This is a genomic window from Duganella sp. GW821-FHT01E12 (assembly GCF_059422325.1).
The window spans coordinates 227615-252308 of sequence record NZ_JBWKWR010000003.1; the positions used below are offsets into that span (position 1 = coordinate 227615).

The 24694-nt window shown below is 65.1% G+C and carries 22 protein-coding genes; 16 read left to right on the forward strand and 6 right to left on the reverse strand.

Annotated elements, in window-relative coordinates; translation table 11 throughout:
- Positions 1-37: 37 nt before the first annotated feature.
- Complete coding sequence (locus AC07WS_RS10990) at positions 38-2308, reverse strand: nitric-oxide reductase large subunit (RefSeq protein WP_494729094.1); 2271 nt, start codon at positions 2306-2308, stop codon at positions 38-40.
- A 184-nt stretch (positions 2309-2492) separates the two neighbouring features.
- Here AC07WS_RS10990 and AC07WS_RS10995 point away from each other — a divergent pair, with 184 nt between their 5' ends.
- The gene (locus tag AC07WS_RS10995) at positions 2493-2951 is read left to right on the forward strand and encodes an RrF2 family transcriptional regulator (protein WP_494729095.1); all 459 of its coding nucleotides are present in this window, start codon (positions 2493-2495) and stop codon (positions 2949-2951) included.
- Here the strand turns inward: AC07WS_RS10995 and AC07WS_RS11000 are convergent.
- Complete coding sequence (locus tag AC07WS_RS11000) at positions 2843-3736, reverse strand: S1 family peptidase (RefSeq protein ID WP_494729096.1); 894 nt, start codon at positions 3734-3736, stop codon at positions 2843-2845. The genes AC07WS_RS10995 and AC07WS_RS11000 overlap by 109 nt on opposite strands.
- 37 nt (positions 3737-3773) lie before the next feature.
- Positions 3774-4238 carry a ricin-type beta-trefoil lectin domain protein gene (locus tag AC07WS_RS11005; protein WP_494729097.1) on the reverse strand — a complete coding sequence of 155 codons (465 nt, stop codon included), beginning with the start codon at positions 4236-4238 and terminating at the stop codon, positions 3774-3776.
- A 309-nt stretch (positions 4239-4547) separates the two neighbouring features.
- Between AC07WS_RS11005 and AC07WS_RS11010 the strand changes: the two genes are divergently transcribed.
- The 5 genes from AC07WS_RS11010 to AC07WS_RS11030 are packed head-to-tail and all read left to right on the forward strand — an operon-like array spanning position 4548 to position 10023.
- Positions 4548-5816 carry an MFS transporter gene (locus AC07WS_RS11010; protein ID WP_494729098.1) on the forward strand — a complete coding sequence of 423 codons (1269 nt, stop codon included), beginning with the start codon at positions 4548-4550 and terminating at the stop codon, positions 5814-5816.
- Positions 5817-5841: 25 nt separating this feature from the next.
- The gene (locus tag AC07WS_RS11015) at positions 5842-7227 is read left to right on the forward strand and encodes a NarK family nitrate/nitrite MFS transporter (RefSeq protein ID WP_494729099.1); all 1386 of its coding nucleotides are present in this window, start codon (positions 5842-5844) and stop codon (positions 7225-7227) included.
- A gap of 13 nt (positions 7228-7240) precedes the next feature.
- A complete protein-coding gene (gene hemN, locus AC07WS_RS11020; RefSeq protein WP_494729100.1) occupies positions 7241-8659 on the forward strand; it encodes an oxygen-independent coproporphyrinogen III oxidase in 1419 nt (472 codons plus the stop codon).
- An 11-nt stretch (positions 8660-8670) separates the two neighbouring features.
- A complete protein-coding gene (locus AC07WS_RS11025) occupies positions 8671-9351 on the forward strand; it encodes a Crp/Fnr family transcriptional regulator (protein ID WP_494729101.1) in 681 nt (226 codons plus the stop codon).
- A gap of 9 nt (positions 9352-9360) precedes the next feature.
- Entirely contained in the window at positions 9361-10023 is a 663-nt protein-coding gene (locus AC07WS_RS11030; RefSeq protein WP_494729102.1) for a carbonic anhydrase, read from the forward strand.
- 372 nt (positions 10024-10395) lie between these two features.
- Here the strand turns inward: AC07WS_RS11030 and AC07WS_RS11035 are convergent, their stop codons facing one another.
- Both AC07WS_RS11035 and AC07WS_RS11040 read right to left on the reverse strand, forming a co-directional pair.
- Positions 10396-10614 (reverse strand): DUF3079 domain-containing protein, encoded by a 219-nt coding sequence (locus AC07WS_RS11035; protein WP_494729103.1) that lies wholly within the window; start codon positions 10612-10614, stop codon positions 10396-10398.
- A 1-nt stretch (position 10615) separates the two neighbouring features.
- The gene (locus tag AC07WS_RS11040) at positions 10616-11002 is read right to left on the reverse strand and encodes a hypothetical protein (protein ID WP_494729104.1); all 387 of its coding nucleotides are present in this window, start codon (positions 11000-11002) and stop codon (positions 10616-10618) included.
- Between the two features lie 200 nt (positions 11003-11202).
- On the opposite strand from AC07WS_RS11040, the gene AC07WS_RS11045 reads away from it, so the two are divergent.
- From AC07WS_RS11045 to AC07WS_RS11085, 9 genes are all read left to right on the forward strand, one after another.
- Positions 11203-11649 (forward strand): hypothetical protein, encoded by a 447-nt coding sequence (locus tag AC07WS_RS11045; protein ID WP_494729105.1) that lies wholly within the window; start codon positions 11203-11205, stop codon positions 11647-11649.
- A gap of 170 nt (positions 11650-11819) precedes the next feature.
- Complete coding sequence (locus tag AC07WS_RS11050; RefSeq protein ID WP_494729106.1) at positions 11820-15527, forward strand: nitrate reductase subunit alpha; 3708 nt, start codon at positions 11820-11822, stop codon at positions 15525-15527.
- The gene (narH, locus tag AC07WS_RS11055; RefSeq protein WP_494729107.1) at positions 15524-17080 is read left to right on the forward strand and encodes a nitrate reductase subunit beta; all 1557 of its coding nucleotides are present in this window, start codon (positions 15524-15526) and stop codon (positions 17078-17080) included. Before AC07WS_RS11050 ends, narH begins: the two co-directional genes overlap by 4 nt.
- Positions 17073-17753, forward strand: a complete 681-nt coding sequence (gene narJ, locus AC07WS_RS11060; RefSeq protein WP_494729108.1) for a nitrate reductase molybdenum cofactor assembly chaperone — start codon at positions 17073-17075, stop codon at positions 17751-17753. Before narH ends, narJ begins: the two co-directional genes overlap by 8 nt.
- Positions 17754-17763: 10 nt before the next feature.
- Positions 17764-18447, forward strand: coding sequence for a respiratory nitrate reductase subunit gamma (gene narI / locus AC07WS_RS11065; protein ID WP_494729109.1), 684 nt, complete (start codon positions 17764-17766; stop codon positions 18445-18447).
- Between the two features lie 10 nt (positions 18448-18457).
- The gene (locus AC07WS_RS11070; RefSeq protein ID WP_494729110.1) at positions 18458-19204 is read left to right on the forward strand and encodes a peptidylprolyl isomerase; all 747 of its coding nucleotides are present in this window, start codon (positions 18458-18460) and stop codon (positions 19202-19204) included.
- A 118-nt stretch (positions 19205-19322) separates the two neighbouring features.
- Positions 19323-20297: a GTP 3',8-cyclase MoaA gene (gene moaA / locus AC07WS_RS11075; protein WP_494729111.1), complete on the forward strand. Its 975-nt coding sequence runs from the start codon at positions 19323-19325 to the stop codon at positions 20295-20297.
- An 84-nt stretch (positions 20298-20381) separates the two neighbouring features.
- The gene (locus AC07WS_RS11080; protein ID WP_494729112.1) at positions 20382-22310 is read left to right on the forward strand and encodes a type IV pili methyl-accepting chemotaxis transducer N-terminal domain-containing protein; all 1929 of its coding nucleotides are present in this window, start codon (positions 20382-20384) and stop codon (positions 22308-22310) included.
- 24 nt (positions 22311-22334) lie between these two features.
- Complete coding sequence (locus AC07WS_RS11085) at positions 22335-23000, forward strand: response regulator (protein WP_494729113.1); 666 nt, start codon at positions 22335-22337, stop codon at positions 22998-23000.
- A gap of 18 nt (positions 23001-23018) precedes the next feature.
- On the opposite strand, the gene AC07WS_RS11090 is transcribed toward AC07WS_RS11085, so the two are convergent.
- Entirely contained in the window at positions 23019-23282 is a 264-nt protein-coding gene (locus AC07WS_RS11090; protein ID WP_494729114.1) for a heavy-metal-associated domain-containing protein, read from the reverse strand.
- 198 nt (positions 23283-23480) lie between these two features.
- Here AC07WS_RS11090 and AC07WS_RS11095 point away from each other — a divergent pair, with 198 nt between their 5' ends.
- Positions 23481-24683 carry an NnrS family protein gene (locus tag AC07WS_RS11095; protein WP_494729115.1) on the forward strand — a complete coding sequence of 401 codons (1203 nt, stop codon included), beginning with the start codon at positions 23481-23483 and terminating at the stop codon, positions 24681-24683.
- Positions 24684-24694: the final 11 nt, after the last annotated feature.

The window sequence follows — 24694 nt, forward strand, 5'->3', positions numbered from 1 at the left end:
GAATTACCCCGCCTGGCCAAGCGGGGTGGGGGCACGATCAGGCGCGGTCGGCGGCGACGGCCGCCAGGCGGGCCTTGCCGCGAACGGTCAGCAGGCGCCAGGCGAACAGCGCCAGGAACAGCGTGCCGATGGCGAACACCACGTCGCCCGGCACGCGCATCCAGACCAGGGTCTCCATCAGCTTGGAGTGGATGACCTCAGGCGAACGGGCGAACCACATGCCGGTGCTGACGCTGGCCCAGGCCTGGTACAGGCCGGCGGGCACCAGCGAGATGAACACCATCATCGCCAGGCCGATGTTCAGGCACCAGAACATAACCTTGAGCAGCGAGTCCGACCAGGCCATGCGGTCGCACAGGCCGCGCAGGCAGAACAGCAGCAGGCCGATGCCCAGCATGCCGTACACGCCGAACAGCGCGGCGTGGCCGTGGGCTGCCGTCATGTTCAGGCCCTGCATGTAGTACAGCGCGATCGGGGTGTTGATCGAGAAGCCCAGCAGGCCGGCGCCGACGGTGTTCCAGAAGCCGACCGCGATGAAGCACAGGATCGACCACTTGTAGGTGGCAACCCAAGGCGCGGCCTTCGAGCGCTGGTAGTTGCGCCAGGCTTCGACGCCGATCATCGACAGCGGCACCACTTCCAGCGCCGAGAACATGGCGCCGATGGCGATCACGAAGGTCGGCGTGCCGGTGAAGTACAGGTGGTGTAGGGTGCCCAGGATGCCGCCGAACAGGAACACGATGGTCTCCAGCACGATGGCGCTATTGGCGGTCGAGGCGCGGATCAGGCCCAGGCGGGTGAACAGCAGCGCGATGACGGCGGTGGCGAACACTTCAAAGAAGCCTTCGACCCACAGGTGCACCAGCCACCAGCGCCAGTATTCGATCATCGAGTAGTGGGTGTGCTGGCCCCAGGTCAGCGAGGTGGCGTAGAAGCCGCCGATGCACAGCGCGGCCAGGAACACCATGACGATCAGGCCGCGGCTTTCCGATTTCTTGACCAGCGCAGGCCACAGCGCGCGGCCCAGCAGCGTGACCCAGAAGAGCAGGCCGATGAACAGCAGGATCTGCCAGATGCGGCCCATGCTGGTGAATTCCAGGCCCTGGTTGCCGATCCAGAAGGCGAACTCGGTGCCCTTGTGTTGCAGCGAACCGAGCCAGCCCATGGCGGTCGAGCCGACCACGATGAACAGCAGCGCGTAGAACAGCAGGTTCACGCCCAGCTTCTGGAACTTGGGCTCGTGGCCGGAGATGGCCGGCGCGATGTACAGGCCGGTGGCCAGCCAGGCGGTGGCGATCCACAGCACGGCGAACTGGGTGTGGATGGTGCGGCTGACCACGAACGGCAGGATCTGCGCCAGCGGGTAGCCGAAGAAGCTGTGGCCTTCGACCGCGTAGTGGGCGGTGATCACGCCCATGCCGACCTGGGCCAGGATCAGGCCGATGACGACGAAGAAGTATTTTTTGGTCGCCAACATCGATGGCGTGGGCTTCAGGTTGAACAGCGGGTCGGTCTTGGGCGGCACTGGATCGGCTTCTTCCTTGGCGGCCGAGTGGACCATCACCATGGCGGCGATGGCGGCTATCATCAGGATGACGCTGGCGATCGACCAGATGCCGGCGCCGGCGCTGGGACGGTTGTCGATCAGGGGCTCATGCGGCCAGTTGCTGGTGTAGCTCAGGTCCGTGGCGCCGGGACGGTCGGTGCCGGCGGCCCAGGCCGACCAGAACACGAAGGCCGGCAAGGCCTTCAGGTCGTCCGGATCGGGCAGCGAATTGGCGTTCATCGCATATTGTTCGCGCAGATGGTCCAGCGCGCGGTTGTCGCCGAACAGGTCGGTGTAGTGGCGCGCCACTTCGCGCACGGCGGCGGCGCGGTCGGCCGACAGCACGATGGTCTCGCGGCCCGCATCGTAGGTGTTGCGGCGCATTTCTTCCTTCAGCCGCGCGTTCAGCGCCGCCTGGTTGGATTTGCTCAGGTCGTCGAAGTTGGCGCCGAAGTCGCGCTTGGCCCAGATCTGGCGCAATGCCAGCGCCTCGCGGTGCAGCCAGTCGGCCGACCAGTCGGGGGCGACATAGCTGCCGTGGCCCCAGACGGTGCCCAGCTGCTGGCCGCCGGCAGAGAGCCAGGCTTGCTGGCCGCGGTCGACCTGGCCTTCGTCGAACAGCATGCTGCCGTCCGCGCTGATGATGTGTTTGGGAATGGGCGGCGCGGTCAGGTAGATTTCCGCACCCACCCAGCCGAGTACGGCGAAGGAGAGGGCGCAGATGACGGCGAGCCAGGTCCAGAGCTTGCGTGTGGCGTGCATGGCATGGTTCCTTAAGTTGGCTTGATGGAGTGGTGCGCGAACCGGCATGAACCGGATCGACAGCGCCGATTCTAGGCGCGCCGTTTAAACATGTATATTCGATTCCAGTTTTTCTTGATCCAGGTTATGAACAAATATTTTGGATGCATGAATAATGGCGCTGCCGTCTTCACTGGAGCTGACCATGCGCCTGACCGCCTTTACCGACTACACCCTGCGCACGCTGATCTACCTGGCCGGCCAGCACGACCGGCTGGTGACCATCGCCGAAATCGCCGAACGCCACGGCATGTCCAAGCACCACCTGACCAAGGTAGTCTATCAGCTGGGCCTGACCGGGGTGATCCGCACCGTGCGCGGGCGGCACGGCGGCATCACGCTGGCGCGGCCGGCGGCGGCGATCCGCATCGGCGAGGTGGTGCGGGCCAGCGAGCCGGACTTTCACGTGGCCGATTGCTTCGACGCCCGCCGCGCCACCTGCGTGCACGCGGGCCGCTGCTGCGTGCAGGGCATGCTGGGCCAAGCCGTGGGCGCCTACCTGACGGCGCTGGACGCGGTCACGCTGGCCGACCTGGCCTGTCCGCCTGATGTCGCGGTCGTGGTTGAGTCTGGATGTGGGGAGGGGGCAACTGGCGAGGCGTGAGGATTCCGGTATTGCTGCATTACTTGTTGCATCCAATTGTAGAAGGCTTCCGCCTTCTCAAATTGCATCTCTACCTGGCTCGCTTTTGACAGCAATCCGACCACGACGGGCTTGCTCATCGTTCCTGACATCACAGGAGCGCCGCTGTCCGCGAAACTCAGGCCCTTTCCTTTCTTTTCGGTGTTTTCCGTACACAGAAAATCCTGCCAGGGTTCCATATTGGAGCAATGGGGTAGCAGCACCATACCCAGCTTAGTCATCTGCCTTGAGAAATTTTCGGGATTCTCGCTGAAGCTGGTAAAGCCCCAACCGACCGCTGTCAATTTGGTTCCAGCCTCTGGTGCAGGCGCCGGACTGACCACCGCGGTCGTCACGTTAGCGGACGTGATTTTCCTATCAAGATAAAGCAATGCCACGTCATGCTGGTGATCGGGATACAGGTATTGGTCTATGACCTCGTAACGCGCTCCTGTGTTTTCGATCATGCCGGTCCTGACATAGTACGCAGTCATCGGTATCGAAGTACCGTGCATATCGCCGCTATAGAACAGGCAGTGCTGCGCCGTCAGTACCCATCGGTCACCGACCACGATGCCGGTGCAGAGTGGTTGATGGTTCAGAACCGCACGGATCGCCACCACAAAAGTGTAAAACTTCTTGTTGAATGTGCTGCCCCCGACCACCTCCGGCGCGGGCGTCCCGGTTTCCGGGACAGCCAGCGCCGGCAGGCAGCAACTCAGCGCCATCGCAATGGCGCAAGCAGCGCGTGTGAATCGCTTATGCATCGTTGCCTCCCGTCGACCTGAGCGAAGTTGAGTTTGTCTACGGCATCATGCCGGTGAACATAATGGTGGAGATGAACCGCCATCTTTGATTATTTCCCTTGTTCCACTCGCGTGAGATCACCTTGGCCCCGGCGCGTGGCAGGTCGCCGCTCGCATCCATGACGCGATTGTCGTCGTAGCGGTTGATGGCCACGAAGCCGTTTCCCACCGCATCGGCTCTCAGGAAGAATTCCGAACTGGTGGGGTCGAGCGTATCGAGCGATATCGCGTCGGGATCGGCGAAATGGGGGCTAAGCCCGCTGGCGAGATGTTGCAGATAGAAACCGTCGAGTTTTTCCGCGCCAGGAACCGGGGCGACGACCCAGCTGGTTTCCGACGACTCCGGGTCGAAGGGCAGCACGGCGCAGTAGTAAGTGCCATCGGCGCGCTGTGCACGCCCCAGGCATAGGGGATTGGTCTTGGTCGCAGTACCCAAAAAAATGACAAATGTTCCAGCTTGCATGATTCGTCTCCCTTCAGTTGAACAGAAAAAACCAGGCGGCAAAGAGATATGTCGAGCTTGCCTACATAACATTAGTCCCAAATATTGCCAAAGTCACGACAATATTAAAATTGCAACAATTGGAGAGAATTATTTTGCTAGGTGTCGGCGCTGGAAGCCTGCGCCCATGCCGCCCCGGGGCCACGGCGGACAGATCCACGCGAAAGACCTAGTTCTTTTGGACTAGGGCGCTAGCCTGATTGCCTCCGGCCGCTAGCCGTCCTGCCGATAGTCGGCGCGCGCCGCAGCGCTTACGCTGATGCCATCCCCATGTCCGTCAGGAGATTGAAAGTGTCTACCAACAACAAAGCAGTTCAGGTGCTGGTCAGCAGCACCGTGTCGTTCACGATCTGCTTCGCGATCTGGATGATGTTCGCCGTGCTGGGCATCCCCATCAAGAAGATGCTCGGCCTGAACGAAACCGAGTTCGGCCTGCTGGCCGCCATGCCTGTGCTGAGCGGCTCGCTGGTGCGTGTCCCGCTGGGCATCTGGTGCGACAAATACGGCGGCCGCATCGTGTTCTTCCTGCTGATGCTGTCCACCGTGCCGGCCATCTACCTGGTCGGGCTGGCCACCGCCTACTGGCAGTTCCTGGTGCTGGGCTTGTTCATCGGCCTGGCCGGCGGCTCGTTCTCGGTCGGCACGCCCTACGTGGCGCGCTGGTTCTCGCGCGAGCGGCGCGGCCTGGCGATGGGCATCTTCGGCGCCGGCAATTCCGGCTCGGCGCTGACCAAGTTTGTCGCGCCGGCCATCATCACGGCCTGGGGCTGGCAAGCGCTGCCCACCGTGTACGCCATCGCCATGCTGGTCACGGCGCTGCTGTTCTGGATGTTCTCGGCCACCGATCCCTCGCACCAGACCGGCGCCAGCGTGCCGTTCTCCGAGCAGCTCAAGGTGCTCAAGGACCGCCGCGTATGGCGCTATTGCCAATATTACTCGGTGGTGTTCGGCGGCTACGTCGGCCTGGCGCTGTGGATGACCAAATACTACGTCGGCGAATACGGCTTCGACCTGCGCCTTGCCGCGCTGCTGGCCGCCTGCTTCTCGCTGCCTGGCGGCGTGCTGCGCGCGCTGGGCGGCTGGATATCCGACCGCTACGGCGCCTACAAGGTCACCTGGTGGGTGATGTGGGTGTGCTGGGTTTGCTTCTTCCTGCTGTCGTATCCGCCCACGGCCATGATCGTCAAGACCACCCACGGCGACCTGCAGATGCAACTGGCGCTGTCGCCATGGATGTTCACCGGCCTGCTGTTCATCGTGGGCACCGCGATGGCGATCGGCAAGGCCTCGGTCTTCAAATTCATCGGCGACGACTTCAGCGACAACATCGGCGCCGTGTCCGGCGTGGTCGGCCTGGCCGGCGGCCTGGGCGGCTTCGTGCTGCCGATCATGTTCGGCGCGCTGCTGGACCTGACCGGTGTGCGTTCGAGCGCCTTCATGCTGTTGTACGGCACCGTCTGCGTATCGCTGGTATGGATGCATTACTCGTTCCGCCCCACGGCGGCGCCACCAGCGCTGGCCGGCGCGGCCGCCGCCTGAGTCCCAATTATTCAAGGAGAAAATGATGAGCAAATATATGATCAACACGTGGGAGCCGGAGAGCCCCACGTTCTGGGGTAGCGGCGGCAGCAGTACCGCCAACCGCAACCTGTGGATTTCGATACCCGCGCTGGCGCTGGCCTTCGCGGTGTGGATGGTGTGGAGCGTGGTGGTGGTCAACTTGCCGGCCATCGGCTTCCAGTACAGCACCAACCAGCTGTTCTGGCTGACGGCCTTGCCCGGCCTGTCCGGCGCCACGCTGCGGATTTTCTATTCCTTCATGGTGCCGATCTTCGGCGGGCGCAAGTGGACCACCATCTCCACCGCCTCGCTGCTGATCCCGGCCATCGGCATCGGCTTCGCGGTGCAGGACGTCAGCACCGGCTACCCGACCATGCTGGTGCTGGCGCTGTTGTGCGGCTTCGGCGGCGGCAACTTCGCCTCGTCGATGGCCAACATCAGCTTCTTCTTCCCCAAGGCGCAGAAGGGCTACGCGCTGGGCATGAACGCCGGCCTGGGCAACCTGGGCGTGTCGGCGGTGCAGTTCGTCGTGCCGCTGGTGATCACCGCCAGCGTGTTCGGCAGCATCGGCGGCGACGCGCAGACCGCCACCAAGGCCGGCCACACCACCACCATGTGGCTGCAGAACGCTGGCTTCATCTGGGTGCCGTTCATCGTCGTCAGCAGCCTGCTGGCGTGGTTCGGCATGAACGACCTGGCCTCGGCCAAGGCTTCCTTCGCCGACCAGGCCGTGATCTTCAAGCGCAAGCACAACTGGCTGATGTGCTGGCTCTACACCGGCACCTTCGGCTCGTTCATCGGCTACTCGGCCGGCTTCCCGCTGCTGATCAAGACCCAGTTCCCTGATGTCAATCCGCTGCAATACGCCTTCCTCGGCCCTCTGGTCGGCGCGCTGGCGCGCGTGGTCGGCGGCATCATCTCCGACAAGCTGGGCGGCGCCCGCGTCACCGTCTGGACCTTTGGCGCCATGATCGCGGCCGTGTTCGGCGTGATCACCTTCCTGCCGCACGGCGGCACCGGCGGCAACTTCAACGGCTTCTTCTGGATGTTCATGCTGCTGTTCGCCGGCACCGGCGTCGGCAACGCCTCGACCTTCCGCATGATCCCGGTGATCTTCCTGACCGAACGTCAGCGCGCCACCGCCGGCCAGCCCGCCGCCGTGCAGCAGCAAGCCATCGTCGACGCCAACAAGGAGGGCGCCGCCGTGCTGGGCTTCACCTCGGCGGTCGCCGCCTACGGCGCCTTCTTCATCCCCAAGAGCTACGGCACCTCGATCGCCATGACCGGCGGCCCCGACGCCGCGCTGTGGTGCTTCATCGCGTTCTACGTCAGCTGCATCGCCATCACCTGGTGGTGCTACGCCCGCAAGAACGCGGCCATGCCTTGCTGAGCGGAGCCTGACCATGCCATCCGCCAGAGTGATCGCGCTGACCCCGTCCGTCGAATTCGACGCCGCGCTGGTGCGCAAGTTGAACCAGATGGGGCCGCGCTACACCTCCTACCCGACGGCCGACCGCTTCGGCGGCGGCTTCGGCGCGGAGCAGTACCGCGCCGCCGTCGCCAGCGTCGATCCGGCCGTGCCGATGTCGCTGTACGTGCACATCCCGTTCTGCGCGTCGCTGTGCTACTACTGCGGCTGCAACAAGATCATCACGCAGGACAAGGAAAAGGCGGTCGAGTACCTGGACTACCTGTACCGCGAGATCGCCCTGCAGGCCGGGCTGTTGTCCGGCCACCGGCGGGTGGACCAGCTGCACTTCGGCGGCGGCACGCCGACCTACCTCAGCGATGAACAGATGGGCGACCTGCTGGCCACGCTGCGCGGGCATTTCGATTTCGCGCCGGACGAGGAGGGCGAGTTTTCCATCGAGGTCGATCCGCGCACGGTCACGCCGGCGCGCATCGCCACCTTGCGGCGCCAGGGCTTCAACCGGGTCAGCCTGGGCATCCAGGACTTCGATCCGGCGGTGCAGCAGGCGGTCAACCGCATCCAGTCCTACGAGCAGACGATGGAAGTGCTGCAGGCCGCGCGCGACTGCGGCTTCCGCTCGATCAGCGTGGACCTGATCTACGGCCTGCCGCTGCAAAGCGTGGCCAGCTTCGGGCCGACGCTGGACAAGATCGTGGCCGCCCGGCCCGACCGCATCGCCGTCTACAACTACGCCCACATGCCGCAGCTGTTCAAGTCGCAGCGCCTCATCGCCAGCGACGACCTGCCGGACGCCGAAACCAAGCTGGCCATGCTGGGCCTGTGCATCGAGCGGCTGACGGAAGCGGGCTATGTCTACATCGGCATGGACCACTTCGCGCTGCCGGACGACGACCTGGCGCGCAGCCAGCGCGAAGGCAAGCTGCAGCGCAATTTCCAGGGCTATTCCACCCACGCCGACGCGCCCATGGTGGCGCTGGGCGTGTCGGCCATCAGCGCGGTGGGCGCCAGCTACAGCCAGAACGAGAAGGTGCTGTCGGCCTACTACGAGCGGCTGGACCGGGGCGAACTGCCGATCGCGCGCGGCATCGTGCTGAGCGGGGACGACATGCTGCGCCGCGCCGTGATCGGCCAGCTGATGTGCGATTTCGAGCTGGACTACGCCACGCTGGCGCTGCCGGAAGGCGTGAGCGCGGCCGAGTATTTCGCCGCCGAGCTGGAACGCCTGAAACCCCTGGAGGACGAAGGTTTGCTGTGCATCGGCAGCAAAGGCCTGCGCGTGAAGATGCGCGGTCGCCTGTTGATACGCAATATCTGCATGGCCTTCGACCGCTACCTGCACGCGCCGCCTGTCGAAGGTCCGCAGCCGCTGCGGTATTCGCGAACCATTTGAGGCTAACGGCTATGGAAAAGAACAAGATCAAAGTGCAAGCCTTCCTGGCACGGGTGCCGCTGTTCAACTCGATGGGGCCGGAAGAGTTGGCGCGCATCGCGCTCGGCACCACGGAAGTGCGGGTGGAACGCGGCGGCACCATTTTCCAGCGCGGCGATGCGTGCATCGGCTTCCATCAGGTGGTGTACGGCCAGGTCAAGCTGGCGTTCACCTCGTTGGCCGGCGGCGAGAAGGTGATCGAATTGATCGGCCCCGGCCAGAGTTTCGGCGAGGCGCTGATGTTCATGGGCAGTCCCTACATCGTGTCCGCCCAGGCCACCGAGGACACGCTGCTGCTGCACGTGGCCAAGCCGGCGATCTATCGCGAGATCCACAACGACCCCGAGTTCGCGTGCAAGATGCTGGCCGGCCTGAGCCAGCGCATGCACGGGCTGATGTGCGATATGGAGTCGTTCTCGCTGCATTCCGGCACCCAGCGCGTGGCCGGCTACCTGCTCAAGGAGCTGCCCGAGGAGGACGGCGGACAACTGACGCTGCCCGCCACCAAGGCCGTGCTGGCCTCGCGCCTGAACCTCACGCCCGAGCATTTCTCCCGCATCCTGGCCGATCTGTGCACGCAGCAGATGATCACCTTCAAGGGCCGCAAGGTCCAGGTGCTCGACGTGCCGGCGCTGCGCCGTTGCGCTGCCTGAAGGACCATCATGGAAGACATCGAAAAATTCATCAGCGGCTTTGGCCGCTTCCAGCAGCAGTATTTCAACAACAGCGACAGCCCGTACGGCACCTTGCGCACAGGGCAGCGCCCGCGCACGCTGCTGATCGGCTGCTGCGATTCGCGGGTCGATCCGGTGCTGCTGACCGGCAGCGATCCGGGCGACATTTTCGTCGTGCGCAATATCGCCAACCTGGTGCCGCCGTGCACGCCGACGGCTTCGGCCGGGGTGAGTTCGGCGATCGAGTTCGCGGTGTGCGAGCTGGAGGTGGAGCGGGTGATCGTGCTCGGGCACGCCGGTTGCGGCGGCATACGCGCGCTGCTGGCGCCGCGTCCGGCGCAGCGCGAGACCGATTTTGTCGGCCAGTGGATGCGCATTGCGGAACCGGTGGCGCAGCGCGTGCGGCGCGACCTGGCCCATCGCGGCAGCGCCGAGCAGCACCAGGCTTGCGAGCAAGCCAGCATCCTGCTATCGCTGGACAATTTGCTGACTTATCCGTGGCTGCGGCGCCGCGTCGACGAGGGCAAGCTCAAGCTGCACGGCTGGTACTTCGACCTGCAGAGCGGCGCGCTGATGGCCTATTCGCCACGCAGGCAGCAATTCCTGCCGCTGGTCTGCCCGCTGAACGCGCGCGACGCGATGGCTGCCTGAGCGCTGTCGTTCGCTTGGACCCCGCAGGGGGAGCTCATTTTTCACAGTCAGTCTAATTTGTCTGAAACGGGGCGAGTTCGGACTAATAGCATTCAGAATCGCCGTGAGGCCATATTTTTTAGACTGAACTCGCCTTTCGCAGGAAACTCGGGGACCGAGTTAGACCGTCCCCCACGGAAGATTAGACCATCTTGGACGTTGTGGTTTTGCTGGTCAGCGCTGCACAAGTTCCGTAATAAAGGTCTCCGGCCTGGCACCTGGGCGTGCATCCATTAGGTGGAATTCAAGGTCCAAAAAAACCGCGACGGGCAGGTATATCGGTTGCTTCGGCTCGTATGCCAGACGCTGCGGTCCCAGTTCAGCGGCGGGTTGCTATGGCTTGTCCGCAGGTGGTTGCTTTGGCTCGTCGGCAGGCTGTACTTCCGGTGCATTCAGGCCGAAGGTCTCCCAGCCTTCGCCGAACAGCTCCACCGGATGCTGGGTGCGATCCGAGCCGTTCCCGCAGATCATGTTGTCTGCGGGGCAGTAGCGATCGCAGCCCCAGCAGATCAGCTCGGGCTTGGCCGGACGTATCGGAAAAATCTTGGCCATGTCAGGCGTAGCTCATCAGTTCGCCGCTGCGGTCGAACGCCAGGAAACGCTCCATCTGCCCCTGCTGGATGGCGCCCAGCATCTTGTTCAGCGCGGCGTCGGTCTGTTGCGGATCGGGCAGGCGGCCCTGCTTGCCGGACAGGGTGGTGATCAGCAGCACATCCCATGGCTGGCCCATGGCCTGGGCTTCCTCGGCAAGATTGGCAAACGTATCAAGCTCGCCCACCTGCTTGTCCACGCACATGACCGGCACCAGCGTGCTGCGGGCCGGCGCGCCGGGCGGCAGGTCCGGCTCCCGCTCGGCGACGGCGAACGCCAGCAGCAGGCGCTGCGGCTCCGGTTGCAGGGCTGCGGCAACGAGCAATTCTTCAAATGTGGCGATGTTCATATGATTCCTAAGTAGTCGGTGATCCAGGTTGTATGTATAACCCGCGCCGGTCCAGCTGCCCATTGCCATGAATGACTAGTCCGGCTAGTCCCTTTGCCGTAGATCGGCGGCGATATTGCATGACCCAGGTTAAGGACTGGCGCGCGGCCGGCGGCGAATAATGCAAGCGTGGCCCGTAGTGCGGCCGCGTTGAAAGGACCATGATGAGAAGGTTGATCGATCGCCCCGCATATCTGCTGGCGCTGGCGCTGATTCCCGCCGCCTTGTTGCTGAAACATTACGGCCCCGCATATACCGGGCCGCTGGCGCAGCCATCGGCCGCGCAGTGCGACGCGCCGGCGGCGCGTGCCGTCGAAGGGCAGATCCGCTACGACAGCGGCCTGGTGCTGCGCTACTGTAGTCTGGATGCCATGTTTGCACAGCTGGGCGCGATGGAGCAGCCGGGCATGGTGCGCGGCGTCTACGTGCGCGCCGCCGACGGCCGCTGGCTGGCAGCCGCGGGCGCCCGCTATGGCCGCCGCGGGCAGGGCGCGGCCCCTTCGTTGCTGGCCTACACCGACAATGCCGCCGAGGCCGGGCACGGCCGCCTGCTCAGCTACCACGAATTGCTGGCCACCTGCGCCGGCGGCGACTGTTACCGCTTTTGATGAACTAGTCACTTAGGCCTAGTACCCCTAGTCCTTCTCACGCCCCGCAGCCACCTTCTTGCCGATTCACACGAGGCGTTGCCTTCCCTAGACTGCAATCATCGTCGAGTCCATGCATGTTGCATGAGACCGCATGCCCGGTTGCCGCCGGGTGCAAGTTAGGAGGCAGCATGAGTCACTTTCTGGATCGCCTGAAGTTCTTCAATAAAACGGTATCGACCTTTTCCGACGGGCACGGCGCCGTCGTGCACGAGGATCGCACCTGGGAAAACGCCTATCGCCAACGCTGGCAGCATGACAAGATCGTGCGCTCCACGCACGGCGTCAACTGCACCGGCTCGTGCAGCTGGAAAGTCTATGTGAAGAACGGGCTGATCACCTGGGAAACGCAACAAACCGATTATCCACGCACCCGTCCCGACCTGCCCAACCACGAGCCGCGCGGCTGCCCGCGCGGCGCCAGCTATTCGTGGTATGTGTATTCGGCCCAGCGGGTCAAGTACCCGATGGTGCGCGGCCGCCTGATGGAAATGTGGCGCGAAGCGCGCAAGACCATGGACCCGGTCACCGCCTGGGACTACATCAGCCAGAATCCCGAACGCGCCGCGCTGTACAAGTCGGTGCGCGGCCTGGGCGGCTTCGTGCGCGCCACCTGGGAAGAGAGCAACGAGATGATCGCCGCCGCCAACGCGCTGACGATCAAGAAATACGGCCCTGACCGCATCGTCGGCTTCTCGCCGATTCCCGCCATGTCCATGGTCAGCTATGCGGCCGGCACGCGCTACTTGTCGCTGATCGGCGGCGTGGCCCTGAGCTTCTACGACTGGTACTGCGACTTGCCGCCAGCGAGCCCGCAGGTGTGGGGCGAGCAGACCGACGTGCCGGAATCGGCCGACTGGTACAACTCGACCTACCTGATGGTGTGGGGTTCGAACGTGCCGATGACCCGCACCCCCGACGCCCACTTCTACACCGAAGTGCGCTACAAGGGCACCAAGACGGTGGCGGTGTCGTCCGACTTCGGCGAGATGGCCAAGTTCGGCGACATCTGGCTGGCGCCCAAGCAGGGCACCGACGCCGCGCTGGCGATGGCCATGGGCCATGTGATCCTGAAGGAATACCACGCCAATCACCAGTCGGCCTACTTCAAGGAATACGCCAAGCAGTACACCGACTTCCCGATGCTGGTGCTGCTCAAGGAACAGAACGGCACGCTGGCGCCCGAGTACTTCCTGCGCGCCTCCCATCTGGCCAACAACCTCGACGAAACCAACAACCCGGACTGGAAAACCCTGGTCATCGACGAGGCCAGCGGCCGCATCGTCGCGCCTGCCGGTTCGATCGGCTTCCGCTGGGGCGAGTCCGGCAAGTGGAACCTGGAGATGAAAGAGGGCGGCAACAACGCGCCGGTCGATCCGCAGCTGTCGCTGATCGGTTCGAGCGACGAGGTGCTGGCGGTCGGCTTCCCTTACTTCGGCGGCAAGGACAGCAGCGACGTCCTGATGCGCAACGTCCCGGTCAAGCGCCTGACGCTGGCCGACGGCAGCACCGCGCTGGTCGCCACCGTGTTCGACCTGACCTTGGCCAACTACGGCATCGACCGTGGCCTGGGCGGCGGCAACGTCGCCACCAGCTACGAGGACGACGTCCCGTACACGCCGGCCTGGCAAGTCAAGCACACCGGCGTCAAGGCGGCCGACGTGATCACCGTGGCGCGCCAGTTCGCCGAGAACGCCGACCAGACCCGTGGCAAGAGCATGGTCATCGTCGGCGCCGCGCTGAACCACTGGTACCACATGGACATGACCTATCGCGGCATCATCAACATGCTGATGATGTGCGGCTGCGTCGGCCAGTCGGGCGGCGGCTGGGCGCACTATGTGGGCCAGGAAAAACTGCGTCCGCAAACCGGCTGGACCCCGCTGGCGTTCGCCCAGGACTGGAACCGCCCGATGCGCCAGATGAACGGCACCTCGTTCTTCTATGCCCACACCAGCCAGTGGCGCCATGAAAAGCTGCACACCGAGGAAATCGCCTCGCCGACCGCCGGTCCCGACGTCGCACCGATGACGCTGCTGGACTACAACGCCAAGGCCGAGCGCCTGGGCTGGTTGCCATCGGCGCCGCAGCTGCAGACCAATCCGCTGGAGGTGACGCGTGCCGCGGCCGCCGCCGGCATGAGCGCGGTCGACTACGCGGTCGGCCAGATCAAGGACAAGAAACTGGAATTCTCCTGCGACGATCCGGACAATCCAGCCAACTTCCCGCGCAATATGTTCGTGTGGCGCTCCAACATCCTGGGCAGCTCGGGCAAGGGCCACGAATACTTCCTGAAGTACCTGCTGGGCACGCAGAACGCGCTGATGAGCGACGAGGACCACTGCATCAAGCCGCGCGACGTCAAGGTGCGTCCGGCCGCAGAAGGCAAGCTGGACCTGCTGGTGGTGCTGGACTTCCGCATGTCCACCACCTGCCTGTACGGCGACATCGTGCTGCCGACCGCCACCTGGTACGAGAAGGACGACCTGAACACGTCCGACATGCACCCGTTTATTCATCCGCTGTCGGAGGCCGTGCAGCCGCTGTGGCAGTCGAAGTCGGACTGGGAAATCTACAAGGGCATCGCCAAGAAGTTCGAGGAAATCGGCGGCGCCTACCTCGGCACCCAGCAGGATCTGGTGCTGACCCCGCTGATGCACGACACCCCGGGCGAACTGGGCCAACCGTTCGATCCGAAGGACTGGCGCGCCGGCGAATGCGAGCCGATTCCGGGCAAGACCATGCCGAACTTCACCGTGATCGAGCGCGACTACACCAAGATTTACCAGAAGTTCACCTCGATCGGCCCGCTGCTGGAGAAAATCGGCAACGGCGGCAAGGGCATCAGCTGGAAGACCGGCCATGAGGTCGACATCCTGCGCGGCATCAACCGCACGGTGACCGAGCCCGGCGTCGGCCACGGCCAGCCGCGCCTGGACACCGCCATCGACGCGGCCGAGATGATCCTGTCGCTGGCGCCGGAAACCAACGGCCACGTGGCGGTCAAGGCCTGGGATGCGCTGTCCAAGATCACCGGACGCGACCACACCCACCTGGCGCTGCCGCGCGAGCACGACAGCATCCGCTTCCGCGACGTGCAGGCCCAGCCGCGCAAAATCATCTCCTCGCCGACCTGGTCGGGCCTGGAGTCGGAAGAGGTCAGCTACAACGCCTGCTACACCAATGTGCACGAACTGATCCCTTGGCGCACTCTGACCGGCCGCCAGCAGTTCTACCAGGATCACCGCTGGATGCGCGATTTCGGCGAGGGCATGTGCGTGTACAAGCCGGCGATCAACACCAAGACCACGGCCGCCATGCTGGGCGCTCAGCCGAACGGCAACAAGGAGATCGCGCTGAACTTCATCACGCCGCACCAGAAGTGGGGTATCCACTCCACCTACTCGGACAACCTGCGCATGCTCACGCTGTCGCGCGGCGGCCCGCACGTGTGGCTGTCGGAGACCGACGCCAAGGCGGCCGGCATCGTCGACAACGACTGGATCGAGGTGTTCAACGTCAACGGCACGCTGACCGCCCGCGCCATCGTCAGCCAGCGGGTGCCGGAGGGGATGACCTTGATGTACCACGCACAGGAAAAGATCATCAACGTGCCTGGCGCGGAGATGTCGGGCAAGCGGGGCGGCATCCACAACTCGGTGACGCGCGCCGTCACCAAGCCGACCCATATGATCGGTGGTTACGCCCAGCTGTCGTGGGGCTTCAACTACTACGGCACGGTCGGCTCCAACCGCGATGAATTCGTGTTGGTGCGCAAGATGAACAAGGTCGACTGGCTGGAAGGTCCGTTGAAGGAACAGACAGGGAGCAAAGCATGAAAATTCGCGCACAAATCGGCATGGTGCTGAACCTGGACAAGTGCATCGGCTGCCACACCTGCTCGGTCACGTGCAAGAACGTGTGGACCAGCCGCGACGGTGTCGAGTACGCCTGGTTCAACAACGTCGAGACCAAGCCCGGCATCGGCTATCCGAAGCAGTGGGAAAACCAGGACAAGTGGAACGGCGGCTGGCGCCGCACCGACGCCGGCAAGATCGAGCCGCGCCAGGGTAGCCGCTTAAAAATCCTGGCGCAGATTTTCGCCAACCCGAACCTGCCGCAGATCGACGAGTACTACGAGCCGTTCACCTACGACTACGAGCGCCTGCAGAACGCGCCGCTGTCGGAGACGCCGCCGACCGCCCGTCCGATCTCCGTCCTGACCGGCAAGAAGATGGACAAGATCGAGTGGGGCCCGAACTGGGAGGACGACCTGGGCGGCGAATTCGCCCAGCGCAGCCAGGACGCGCTGTTCAACAACATGCAGAAGGAAATGTACGGCACCTTCGAGAACACCTTCATGATGTACCTGCCGCGCCTGTGCGAGCATTGCCTCAATCCGACCTGCGTGGCGTCGTGCCCGTCGGGCTCGGTGTACAAGCGCGAGGACGATGGCATCGTGCTGATCGACCAGGACAAGTGCCGCGGCTGGCGCATGTGCATCTCCGGCTGCCCGTACAAGAAGATCTACTACAACTGGTCGTCCGGCAAGGCCGAGAAGTGCACCTTCTGCTACCCGCGCATCGAGGCGGGCCAGCCCACCGTGTGCTCGGAAACCTGCGTCGGCCGCATCCGCTACCTGGGCGTGCTGCTGTACGACGCCGACAAGATCGAGCAGGCGGCTTCGGTGGCCGATCCGCGCGACCTGTATCCGTCGCAGCTGGGCCTGTTCCTTGATCCGCACGATCCCGCCGTGATCGAGGAGGCGCGCCGCCAGGGCATCCCGGACTCGTGGCTGGAATCGGCCAAGCGTTCGCCGGTGTACAAGATGGCCGTGGAGTGGAAGGTGGCGTTCCCGCTGCATCCGGAATACCGCACGCTGCCGATGGTGTGGTACATCCCGCCGCTGTCGCCGATCCAGGCCGCCGCCGAGTCTGGCCGCATGGGCAAGAACGGCATCCTGCCGGACACCGCCAGCTTGCGCATTCCGGTGCAATACCTGGCCAACCTGCTGACGGCGGGCGACCAGCAGCCGGTGATCCGCGCGCTGGACCGCATGCTGGCGATGCGCGCCTATATGCGCAGCAAGCATGTGGGGCCGGGCCCGGACCTGGAAGTGCTGAAACAAGTCGGGCTGGAGCCGGAGATGGTCGAGGACATGTACCACATCATGGCCATCGCCAACTACGAGGACCGCTTCGTGATTCCAAGCAGCCACAAGGAAATGGCCGAGGATAGCTTCAACGAGAAGGGCAGCTGCGGCTTCAGCTTCGGCAACGGTTGCTCGGACGGCGTCAGCGACAGCAGCTTGTTCGGCAAACGCAAGCACGGTTCGGAGATCTTCATGTCGATGCCGAAATCGCGCAAGAAAAAGGAGAACCTCGATGTCTGACCATGACCACACCGGCGCCTTCGGCTACAGCATGCTGTCGGCCCTGCTGTTGTACCCGGAGCCGGAGCTGCTGGCCGAGCTGCCCGAGCTGGAGCAGCGCCTGCGGGACAGGCTGCCGCAGTGGCACGCGGCGGCGGCGGACCTGCTGTCGCATCTGCAGCGCACCCCGCTGATCGACCTGCAGCAGCAGTATGTGATGACGTTCGACCGCAATCCGTCGCATTCGCTGCACTTGTTCGAGCACATCCACGGCGAGTCGCGCGACCGCGGCCAGGCCATGGTCGACCTGCTGGCCGAGTACAGCAAGAACGGCATGCAGATGGTCGGCAACGACCTGCCGGACTACGTGCCGCTGTTCCTGGAGTTCCTGTCGCAGCTGGAGCAGGAACAGGCCGAGCGCATGCTGGGCGACGCCATCCACGTGCTGGCCTACATCGGACGCAAGCTGCGCGCCAACGGCAGCCCGTACGCCGGCCTGTTCGAGCTGCTGGAGACCGTGTCGCCGGTGGCGGCCGAGGAACTGAGCGAGCCGCCGGTGCGCGACATGGACGAGGCGCTGGAAACCTTCGGCCCCGGCGCCGACGGCATCGAACCGCTGCTGGCGCCCACGCTGGCCGGCGGCGCACATCCGGTCCATTTTTATCCGAAGGCGGCGGCGCCACTGCGTCATTGAGGAGCACACCATGAACTACGTACATCAATTTTTATTCGGCATCTATCCCTACATCGCGCTGGCGATCTTCCTGGTCGGCAGCCTGATCCGCTTCGACCGCGAGCAGTACAGCTGGAAGTCCGAGTCCAGCCAGACGCTCAACAACGGCATGCTGCGGCTGGGCAGCCCGCTGTTCCACCTCGGCGTGCTGGGCCTGTTCTTCGGCCACATGGCCGGCCTGCTGACCCCGGTGTGGGTGTGGGACACGCTGGGCGTCACCCACGGCGCCAAGCAGCTGGTGGCGATGGTGGCCGGCGGCGTGATGGGTACGCTGTGCCTGGTCGGCCTGCTGATGCTGCTGGCGCGCCGCCTGAGCAACGAGCGGGTGCGCGCCCGCAGCACCTTCCGCGACAAGCTGGTGCTGTTCTGGCTGCTCGCGACCCTGCTGCTGGGCCTGACGTCTATCTTCGCCTCGGCCTCGCACATGGACGGCCACATGATGGTCCTGCTGATGACCTGGGCCCAGCACGTGGTCACGCTGCGCGGCGACGCCGCCGGCTTCATCGTCGATGCGCCGCTGGTGTTCAAGCTGCACCTGTTCATGGGCATGTCGCTGTTCGCGATCTTCCCGTTCACCCGCCTGGTGCACGTGTGGAGCGGCTTCGGCGCCGTCACCTACCTGAGCCGCGCCTATCAACTGGTGCGTCCACGCTAAGGAGATCGACATGGGTATCGCAGTCAACGGCGTCGACATCGACGACAGCGCCATCGAGGCGGAACTGCCGCACCAGGCGCAGGCGGACAACCCGCTGCGCGCGGCGGTGCACGAAGTGGTGCTGCGCACCGTGCTGCTGCAGGAAGCGCAGCGGCTGGGCGTGGAAGGGGAGGACGACGACCAGCGCATCGAGGCCCTGTTCGCCCGCGAGGTGACGGTGCCGGAAACGGACGAGGCCAGCTGCCTGCGCTACTACCTGAGCCAGCCGCAGCGCTTCCGCAGCGGCGACCTGGTCGAGGCGCGCCACATCCTGTTCCAGGTGACGCCGGCCGCGCCGCTGGAGCTGTTGCGCCAGACGGCCGAGCTGATCCTGGCCGAGCTGCGGGCCCGCCCCGAGCGTTTCGAGGAACTGGCGCGCCAGTACTCGAACTGCCCGTCGGGCGCGGTCGGCGGCAGCCTGGGCCAGCTGGCGCGCGGCCAGTGCGTGCCGGAATTCGACGAGTTGTTGTTCAGGCTGCAACCGGGCGAGCTGGCCGGACGTTTGCTGGAAACTCGCTTCGGCCTGCACATCGTGCAGGCGCGGCGGCGGGTCGAGGGGGCGGTGGTGCCGTTCGCGGCCGTCCACGCCCAGATCGCCGACGAGCTGCGCCGCCAGTCCTGGCAGCGCGCCTTGCACCAGTATTTGCACATCCTGGTGGGCCGGGCCGACATCGCCGGCGTGGAGCTGGAAGGCGCGCAGTCGCCGCTGGTGCAGTAGGAGTTTCCTGACAGGGTCTAGTTACTTAGGACTAGGCCCGCTAAGCCGTCATGCGCAGTGGCAGCGCGCCTCTCCGCCGCTACAATGAACTCACACCATTGATAACAGGAGAGCGACGATGTTAAGTGACCGGTTTGGTCGATCGATCGACTATCTGCGCGTGTCGGTCACCGATCGTTGCGATCTGCGCTGCACCTACTGCATGCCCAAGGACTTCAAGGGCTACGAAGACCCGCCCGACTGGCTCAGCTTCGACGAGATCGAACGGGTCGTGGCCGCGTTCGCCCGGCTGGGCACCTCCCGCATCCGCCTCACCGGCGGCGAGCCGCTGACCCGCCGCAACCTGCCGCAGCTGGCCAGCCGGCTGTCCAGCCTGGATGGCGTGCGCGACCTGTCGCTGTCCACCAACGGCACCCGCCTGGCGCGCCATGCCGAGGCGCTGGCCGCCTCCGGCCTCACCCGCGTCAACGTCAGCCTCGACACGCTGGACCGCGAATGCATGGCCGGCATCACCGGCCGCGACTGCCTGCCGTCGGTGCTGGACGGACTGCAGGCCGCCAAGGCCGCCGGCCTGGCGCCCATCAAGATCAACATGGTGGCCATGCGCGGCGTGAACGACGCCGAGATCGACGCCATGGCGGCGTTCTGCATCGAAGAGCAGTTCGTGCTGCGGCTGATCGAAGTCATGCCCATGGGCGAGACCGGCCGCAACACGGCCTACCTGAACCTGGCGCCGGTGCAGCAGCGGCTGGCCGAGAAGTTCAAGCTGGTGCCGCAGGCGCTGGAGCTGGGCGGCGGGCCGGCGCGTTACTGGGCCACGGCGGACGGCAGCGCCAGCATAGGCTTCATCACGCCGCTGTCGCAGCATTTCTGCGCCACCTGCAACCGCGTGCGGCTGGCGGTGGATGGCACGCTCTACCTGTGCCTGGGCCAGGAACAGCAATACCCGCTGGCGCCCTTGCTGCGCGGCGGCGCCAGCGACGCCGAGCTGGAGCAGGCGATCCGCGACGCCATCGAACTCAAGCCGGAGCAGCACGACTTCGGCGTGCAACCGACCAAGATCGTGCGCTTCATGTCGCAAACGGGCGGCTAGGGGCGTGTATACTCCTTTCATTGCTGTACATAAACGGAGAAGCCCCATGTCTAGCCCCGCCACCGCCCGCCGGCGCCACACGCCATGCTGAAACCGGGCTTGTTCGCCAGCTGGCAAAAACTGTCGACCCGCATCGTCGGCCTGTTGCTGAGTTTTCTCGCGATCGCGCTGACCGTGATCGGCTCGACGCTGCTGCTGTCCTGGCAGCTCGAGGGCAGCGCGGCCGCCATCAACGTGGCCGGCAGCTTGCGCATGGATAGCTACCGGCTGGCCCTGCTGACCACACAGATGGACGGCCCGGCCGGGCGTCAGCTGGTCAGCGAGCAGCTGGGCCGCATGGACCGCACGCTGGACCTGCTGCGCCGCGGCGATCCGCAGCGGCCGCTGTTCCTGCCGCCGACGGCGGCCATCCGCACCGCGTTCGGCCAGGTGCAGCAGCAGTGGAGGACGGAGTTGTCCTCGCAAATCCGCAACGCGCTGGCGGCCGGCTTGCCCGACGCCGCGCAGAAGACCCTGATCCAGCGGCGCACCGAGGGCTTTGTCGAACACGTCGACCAGCTGGTGCACCGCATCGAGCGCGACAGCGAAACCCGCACCTTCTGGCTGCGCGCCTCGCAGCTGCTGTTGCTGGCGCTGGCCCTGCTCGGCACGATCAGCATCATCTACCTGTTGTTCGACATGATCGTCGCGCCGGTGACCCGATTGCAGGGCGGCATCGAGCGCATGCGCGAACAGGACTTCAGCGTGCGGCTGCCGGTGGACAGCAACGACGAGTTCGGCATGCTGGCCCATGGCTTCAACCAGATGGCCGACAAGCTGCAGGATTCCTACGGCAACCTGGAACAGCGGGTGCAGCTCAAGACGGCCGAGCTGGAACGCCAGAACCGCGAACTGGCGCTGCTGTACGACAGCGCGTCGTTCCTGCAGCAGGTGCAGCCGGCCGAGGCGATGTGCGACGGCTTCCTGCAACGCATCAGCGAATACTTCAAGGCCGACGGCGGCTCGGTGCGCGTGCTGGACCCGAACCGCGGCAATCTGCACATGCTGGTGCACCAGGGCATATCGGAAAAGCTGGTCGAGAGCGAACGCTGCCTGAAGGTGGGCGATTGCCTGTGCGGCGAGGCCGTGGTCAACAAGCTGGCCGTGATCCACGACCTGCGCCGGCGCGACGGCGGCCATAACCTGCAATGCCACCGCGAGGGCTTCGCGACGATTTCGATCTTCCATATCTTCGCGCAGAGCCAGTATCTGGGCTTCTTCAACCTGCACTTCCGCGCGCCGACCGTGTTCACCCCGGCGCAGACGGCGCTGCTGGAGACGCTGGGCCAGCTGCTGGGCACGGCCATCGAGAACCAGCGCCTGCAGGGGCGCGACCGCGAGCTGGCGGTCTCCGAGGAGCGCAACCTGGTGGCGCAGGGCCTGCACGACAGCATCGCCCAGGGCTTGAACTTCCTGAACCTGCAGGTGCAGATGCTGGAGCAATCGTTGCGGCAGAACCGTCTGGACGAGGTGGAAAGCATCGTGCCGGCCCTGCGCGCCGGCGTGGAGGAGAGCTACCAGGACGTGCGCGAACTGCTGCACAACTTCCGCACCCGCCTACAGGAAGGCAACCTGGTGACGTCGCTGGAGACGGTGGTGGACAAGTTCCGCCGCCAGAGCGGCATCGCGGTCGATTTCGAGGCCGACTCGGACGGCGCGCCGTTCCCGCGCGAGCATCAGCTGCAACTGCTGTTCATCGTGCAGGAGGCGCTGTCTAACGTGCGCAAGCACGCCTCGGCCAGCCAGGTGTGGCTGCGGCTGACGGACAACCAGGATTTCACCCTCAGCATCCGCGACAACGGCCACGGCTTCGACACGGCGGCGCTCGACTCGCTGGGCGAGGCCCATGTCGGCGTCAATATCATGCGCGAACGCGCACAACGCATCGACGCGCAGTTGCATTTGAAGTCGGCGCCGGGCGCCGGCACCGAAGTGCTGCTGCGACTGCCGCGCGCCCAGCGCCGCGCGGCCTAACATTTTCAAGAAAGGCTGGAGCAGATGGACAAGGACACAAGCACGATCAGCGTGTTGCTGGTTGACGATCACACATTGTTTCGCAGCGGCATACGCTCTCTGTTGCAACGCAATCCCGAGTTCGTGGTGGTGGGCGAGGCGGCCGACGGCTTCGAGGGCGTCAAGCGGGCGCAGCAGCTCAAGCCGCAGGTGATCCTGCTGGATTTGAACATGCCCGGCATGTCGGGCCTGGAAACGCTGGAACTGCTGCGCCAGGATTGCCCGGACAGCGCGGTGGTCATGCTGACCGTGTCGGAGGACGCGGACGACCTGAGCGTGGCGCTGAAGGCCGGCGCCAGCGGCTATCTGCTGAAGAATATCGATACCGAGTTCCTGAGCCGGGCGATCCGCCGCGCGGCGGCCGGCGAGACCGTGCTGGCCGAGTCGATGACGGCCAAGCTGGTGGCGCAGCTGACGGCGGGCGCGGTGGCGCCGGTGGCGTCCGAGCTGGACAAGCTGACCCCGCGCGAACGGGAAATCCTCGACTGCCTGGCGCGCGGCGAAAGCAACAAGGGCATCGCGCGCGCACTGGACCTGGCCGAAAGCACGGTCAAGATCCATGTGCAGAACGTGCTGAAGAAACTCAAGCTCAGCAGCCGGGTGCAGGCTGCCGTGTACGCGGTCGAGCATAGGATGCAGGGCAACGCTTGAGCGTCGCTTAGCCGCCGCTTAACCGCCGCAGCAGCCACCGCAGCAACCGCCGGCCGCCGCCGGCGCGGCGGCCGCTGCGGCGCCGGCCGGATAGCCCGCCTGCGTCAGCTTGCGCGTCAGCAGGTGGGGCGAGGTCAGCGATTCGTCGATCTGGACGCGGGCGCGGCGGTCGAGCAGCGAGACGCGCACATCGCTCACGCCGGCGGTTTCGCTGAGCAGTTTGGTGACGGTGTCGGCGCAAGCTTCGCCGTCCATGCCTTCGATGAGAAGTTCGGTTTGCATAGCATTCCTTTGAAGTTGAGGTTGAATTGGAGCCATGGAGATAGCCTAAGCGAAACGGCGGCGGCGGTCGAGCGCATGGACGCAAAATGGCCGGGCAATTTGGAATTCCTTGATCCAGATTATGCGAATCCGGCGCCAGCCTTCACCCGTCGTGGAGCTGGGAAGACAATGGCAGCGTACCCTTTTAGGACATAGATCATGAGCCTGCTTCACATCGAAGAACCCGTCAACCAAGCGGCAACGTGGGACAGCCATCCCATGTGGCGGCTGGGCTTCCGTCCGTTCTACCTGGCGGCCGCGGCGTTCGCGGCGCTTGCCATTCCCTTGTGGATGCTGCGCTACCTGGGCTGGTGGCCGGCCGACGCCGGCGGCTGGCTGCATGTCGGCTTCGCCTGGCATATGCACGAGATGGTGTTCGGCATGGCCGCTGCGGTGGTGGTCGGATTCCTGTACACCGCCGCGTTCAACTGGACCGGCTTCTGGACGCCGGTGCGCGGCAAGCTGGCGGCGCTGGTGGCCTTGTGGCTGTTGGGCCGCCTGGCGATGCTGATGGCGCCGCCGCTGGCCGGCGCGCTGGTGGACTGGCTGTTCCTGCCGGCGGCGGCCTGGCCGCTGTGGCGCGTGATGCAGAAGGCCGGCAACCGCCGCAACTACTTCCTGGTCGCCTTGCTGGGCCTGATGGCGCTGGCCAATGGCGTGTTCCACGCCATCGCGCTGGGCTGGATCTCGGCCGCGCCGATTCCTCCGGTGCAGGCCGCCATCCTGGTGATCGTGCTGATGGAGGCCGCCATCGGCACCCGCATCATTCCCATGTTCACCCGCAACGGCGCACCCGGCACCAACCCCCAGGTGCAGCCCAAGCTGGACAAATGGTCGCTCGGTCTGGTGGTGGCGTTCTCGTTGGGCTGGGTCGCCCATGTTCCGGCCTGGCTGATCACGCCGGTCGGCGTGGCCGCCGCCGTGCTGGTGCTGCTGCGCCTGTGGCGCTGGCAGGCGCTGCGCACCGGCGCCGTGCCGCTGCTGTGGATCATGCACCTGTCGTATGCGTGGATCGCGGCCGGGCTGGTGCTGCTGGTGCTGTCGCGCTGGCAGATGGTGAGCGCCAGCGCCGGCTTTCATGCACTGACGGTCGGCTCGATGGCCGGCCTCATCCTCGGCATGATGACGCGCACCACGCTGGGCCACACGGGCCGGCCTCTGCGCGCCAGCAAGTTCGAGACGGCGATGTTCGGGCTGATCCAGTTCAGCGCCTTGTCGCGCGTGCTGTCGGCCTTGGGCTGGGATGGCGGGCCCGTCCTGCTGGTGCTCAGCGCCGTGTGCTGGACGGCCGCTTTCGGCTTGTACGTCTATGTCTACGCGCCTTACCTGACCAGTGCGCGCGCCGACGGCAAACCGGGCTGACACGGTTCGCC

Bases quoted from the DNA above. Each gene is read 5' to 3' on its own strand.
- AC07WS_RS11010 (WP_494729098.1), top strand. From the start codon at position 4,548: ATGTCCGTCAGGAGATTGAAAGTGTCTACCAACAACAAAGCAGTTCAG.
- hemN (WP_494729100.1), top strand. From the start codon at position 7,241: ATGCCATCCGCCAGAGTGATCGCGCTGACCCCGTCCGTCGAATTCGAC.
- AC07WS_RS11015 (WP_494729099.1), top strand. From the start codon at position 5,842: ATGAGCAAATATATGATCAACACGTGGGAGCCGGAGAGCCCCACGTTC.
- moaA (WP_494729111.1), top strand. From the start codon at position 19,323: ATGTTAAGTGACCGGTTTGGTCGATCGATCGACTATCTGCGCGTGTCG.
- AC07WS_RS11090 (WP_494729114.1), bottom strand. From the start codon at position 23,282: ATGCAAACCGAACTTCTCATCGAAGGCATGGACGGCGAAGCTTGCGCC.
- AC07WS_RS11030 (WP_494729102.1), top strand. From the start codon at position 9,361: ATGGAAGACATCGAAAAATTCATCAGCGGCTTTGGCCGCTTCCAGCAG.
- narJ (WP_494729108.1), top strand. From the start codon at position 17,073: ATGTCTGACCATGACCACACCGGCGCCTTCGGCTACAGCATGCTGTCG.
- AC07WS_RS11000 (WP_494729096.1), bottom strand. From the start codon at position 3,736: ATGCATAAGCGATTCACACGCGCTGCTTGCGCCATTGCGATGGCGCTG.
- AC07WS_RS11070 (WP_494729110.1), top strand. From the start codon at position 18,458: ATGGGTATCGCAGTCAACGGCGTCGACATCGACGACAGCGCCATCGAG.
- AC07WS_RS11080 (WP_494729112.1), top strand. From the start codon at position 20,382: ATGCTGAAACCGGGCTTGTTCGCCAGCTGGCAAAAACTGTCGACCCGC.
- narH (WP_494729107.1), top strand. From the start codon at position 15,524: ATGAAAATTCGCGCACAAATCGGCATGGTGCTGAACCTGGACAAGTGC.
- AC07WS_RS11025 (WP_494729101.1), top strand. From the start codon at position 8,671: ATGGAAAAGAACAAGATCAAAGTGCAAGCCTTCCTGGCACGGGTGCCG.
- narI (WP_494729109.1), top strand. From the start codon at position 17,764: ATGAACTACGTACATCAATTTTTATTCGGCATCTATCCCTACATCGCG.
- AC07WS_RS11085 (WP_494729113.1), top strand. From the start codon at position 22,335: ATGGACAAGGACACAAGCACGATCAGCGTGTTGCTGGTTGACGATCAC.
- AC07WS_RS11040 (WP_494729104.1), bottom strand. From the start codon at position 11,002: ATGAACATCGCCACATTTGAAGAATTGCTCGTTGCCGCAGCCCTGCAA.
- AC07WS_RS10995 (WP_494729095.1), top strand. From the start codon at position 2,493: ATGCGCCTGACCGCCTTTACCGACTACACCCTGCGCACGCTGATCTAC.
- AC07WS_RS11095 (WP_494729115.1), top strand. From the start codon at position 23,481: ATGAGCCTGCTTCACATCGAAGAACCCGTCAACCAAGCGGCAACGTGG.
- AC07WS_RS11045 (WP_494729105.1), top strand. From the start codon at position 11,203: ATGATGAGAAGGTTGATCGATCGCCCCGCATATCTGCTGGCGCTGGCG.
- AC07WS_RS11050 (WP_494729106.1), top strand. From the start codon at position 11,820: ATGAGTCACTTTCTGGATCGCCTGAAGTTCTTCAATAAAACGGTATCG.
- AC07WS_RS10990 (WP_494729094.1), bottom strand. From the start codon at position 2,308: ATGCACGCCACACGCAAGCTCTGGACCTGGCTCGCCGTCATCTGCGCC.
- AC07WS_RS11005 (WP_494729097.1), bottom strand. From the start codon at position 4,238: ATGCAAGCTGGAACATTTGTCATTTTTTTGGGTACTGCGACCAAGACC.
- AC07WS_RS11035 (WP_494729103.1), bottom strand. From the start codon at position 10,614: ATGGCCAAGATTTTTCCGATACGTCCGGCCAAGCCCGAGCTGATCTGC.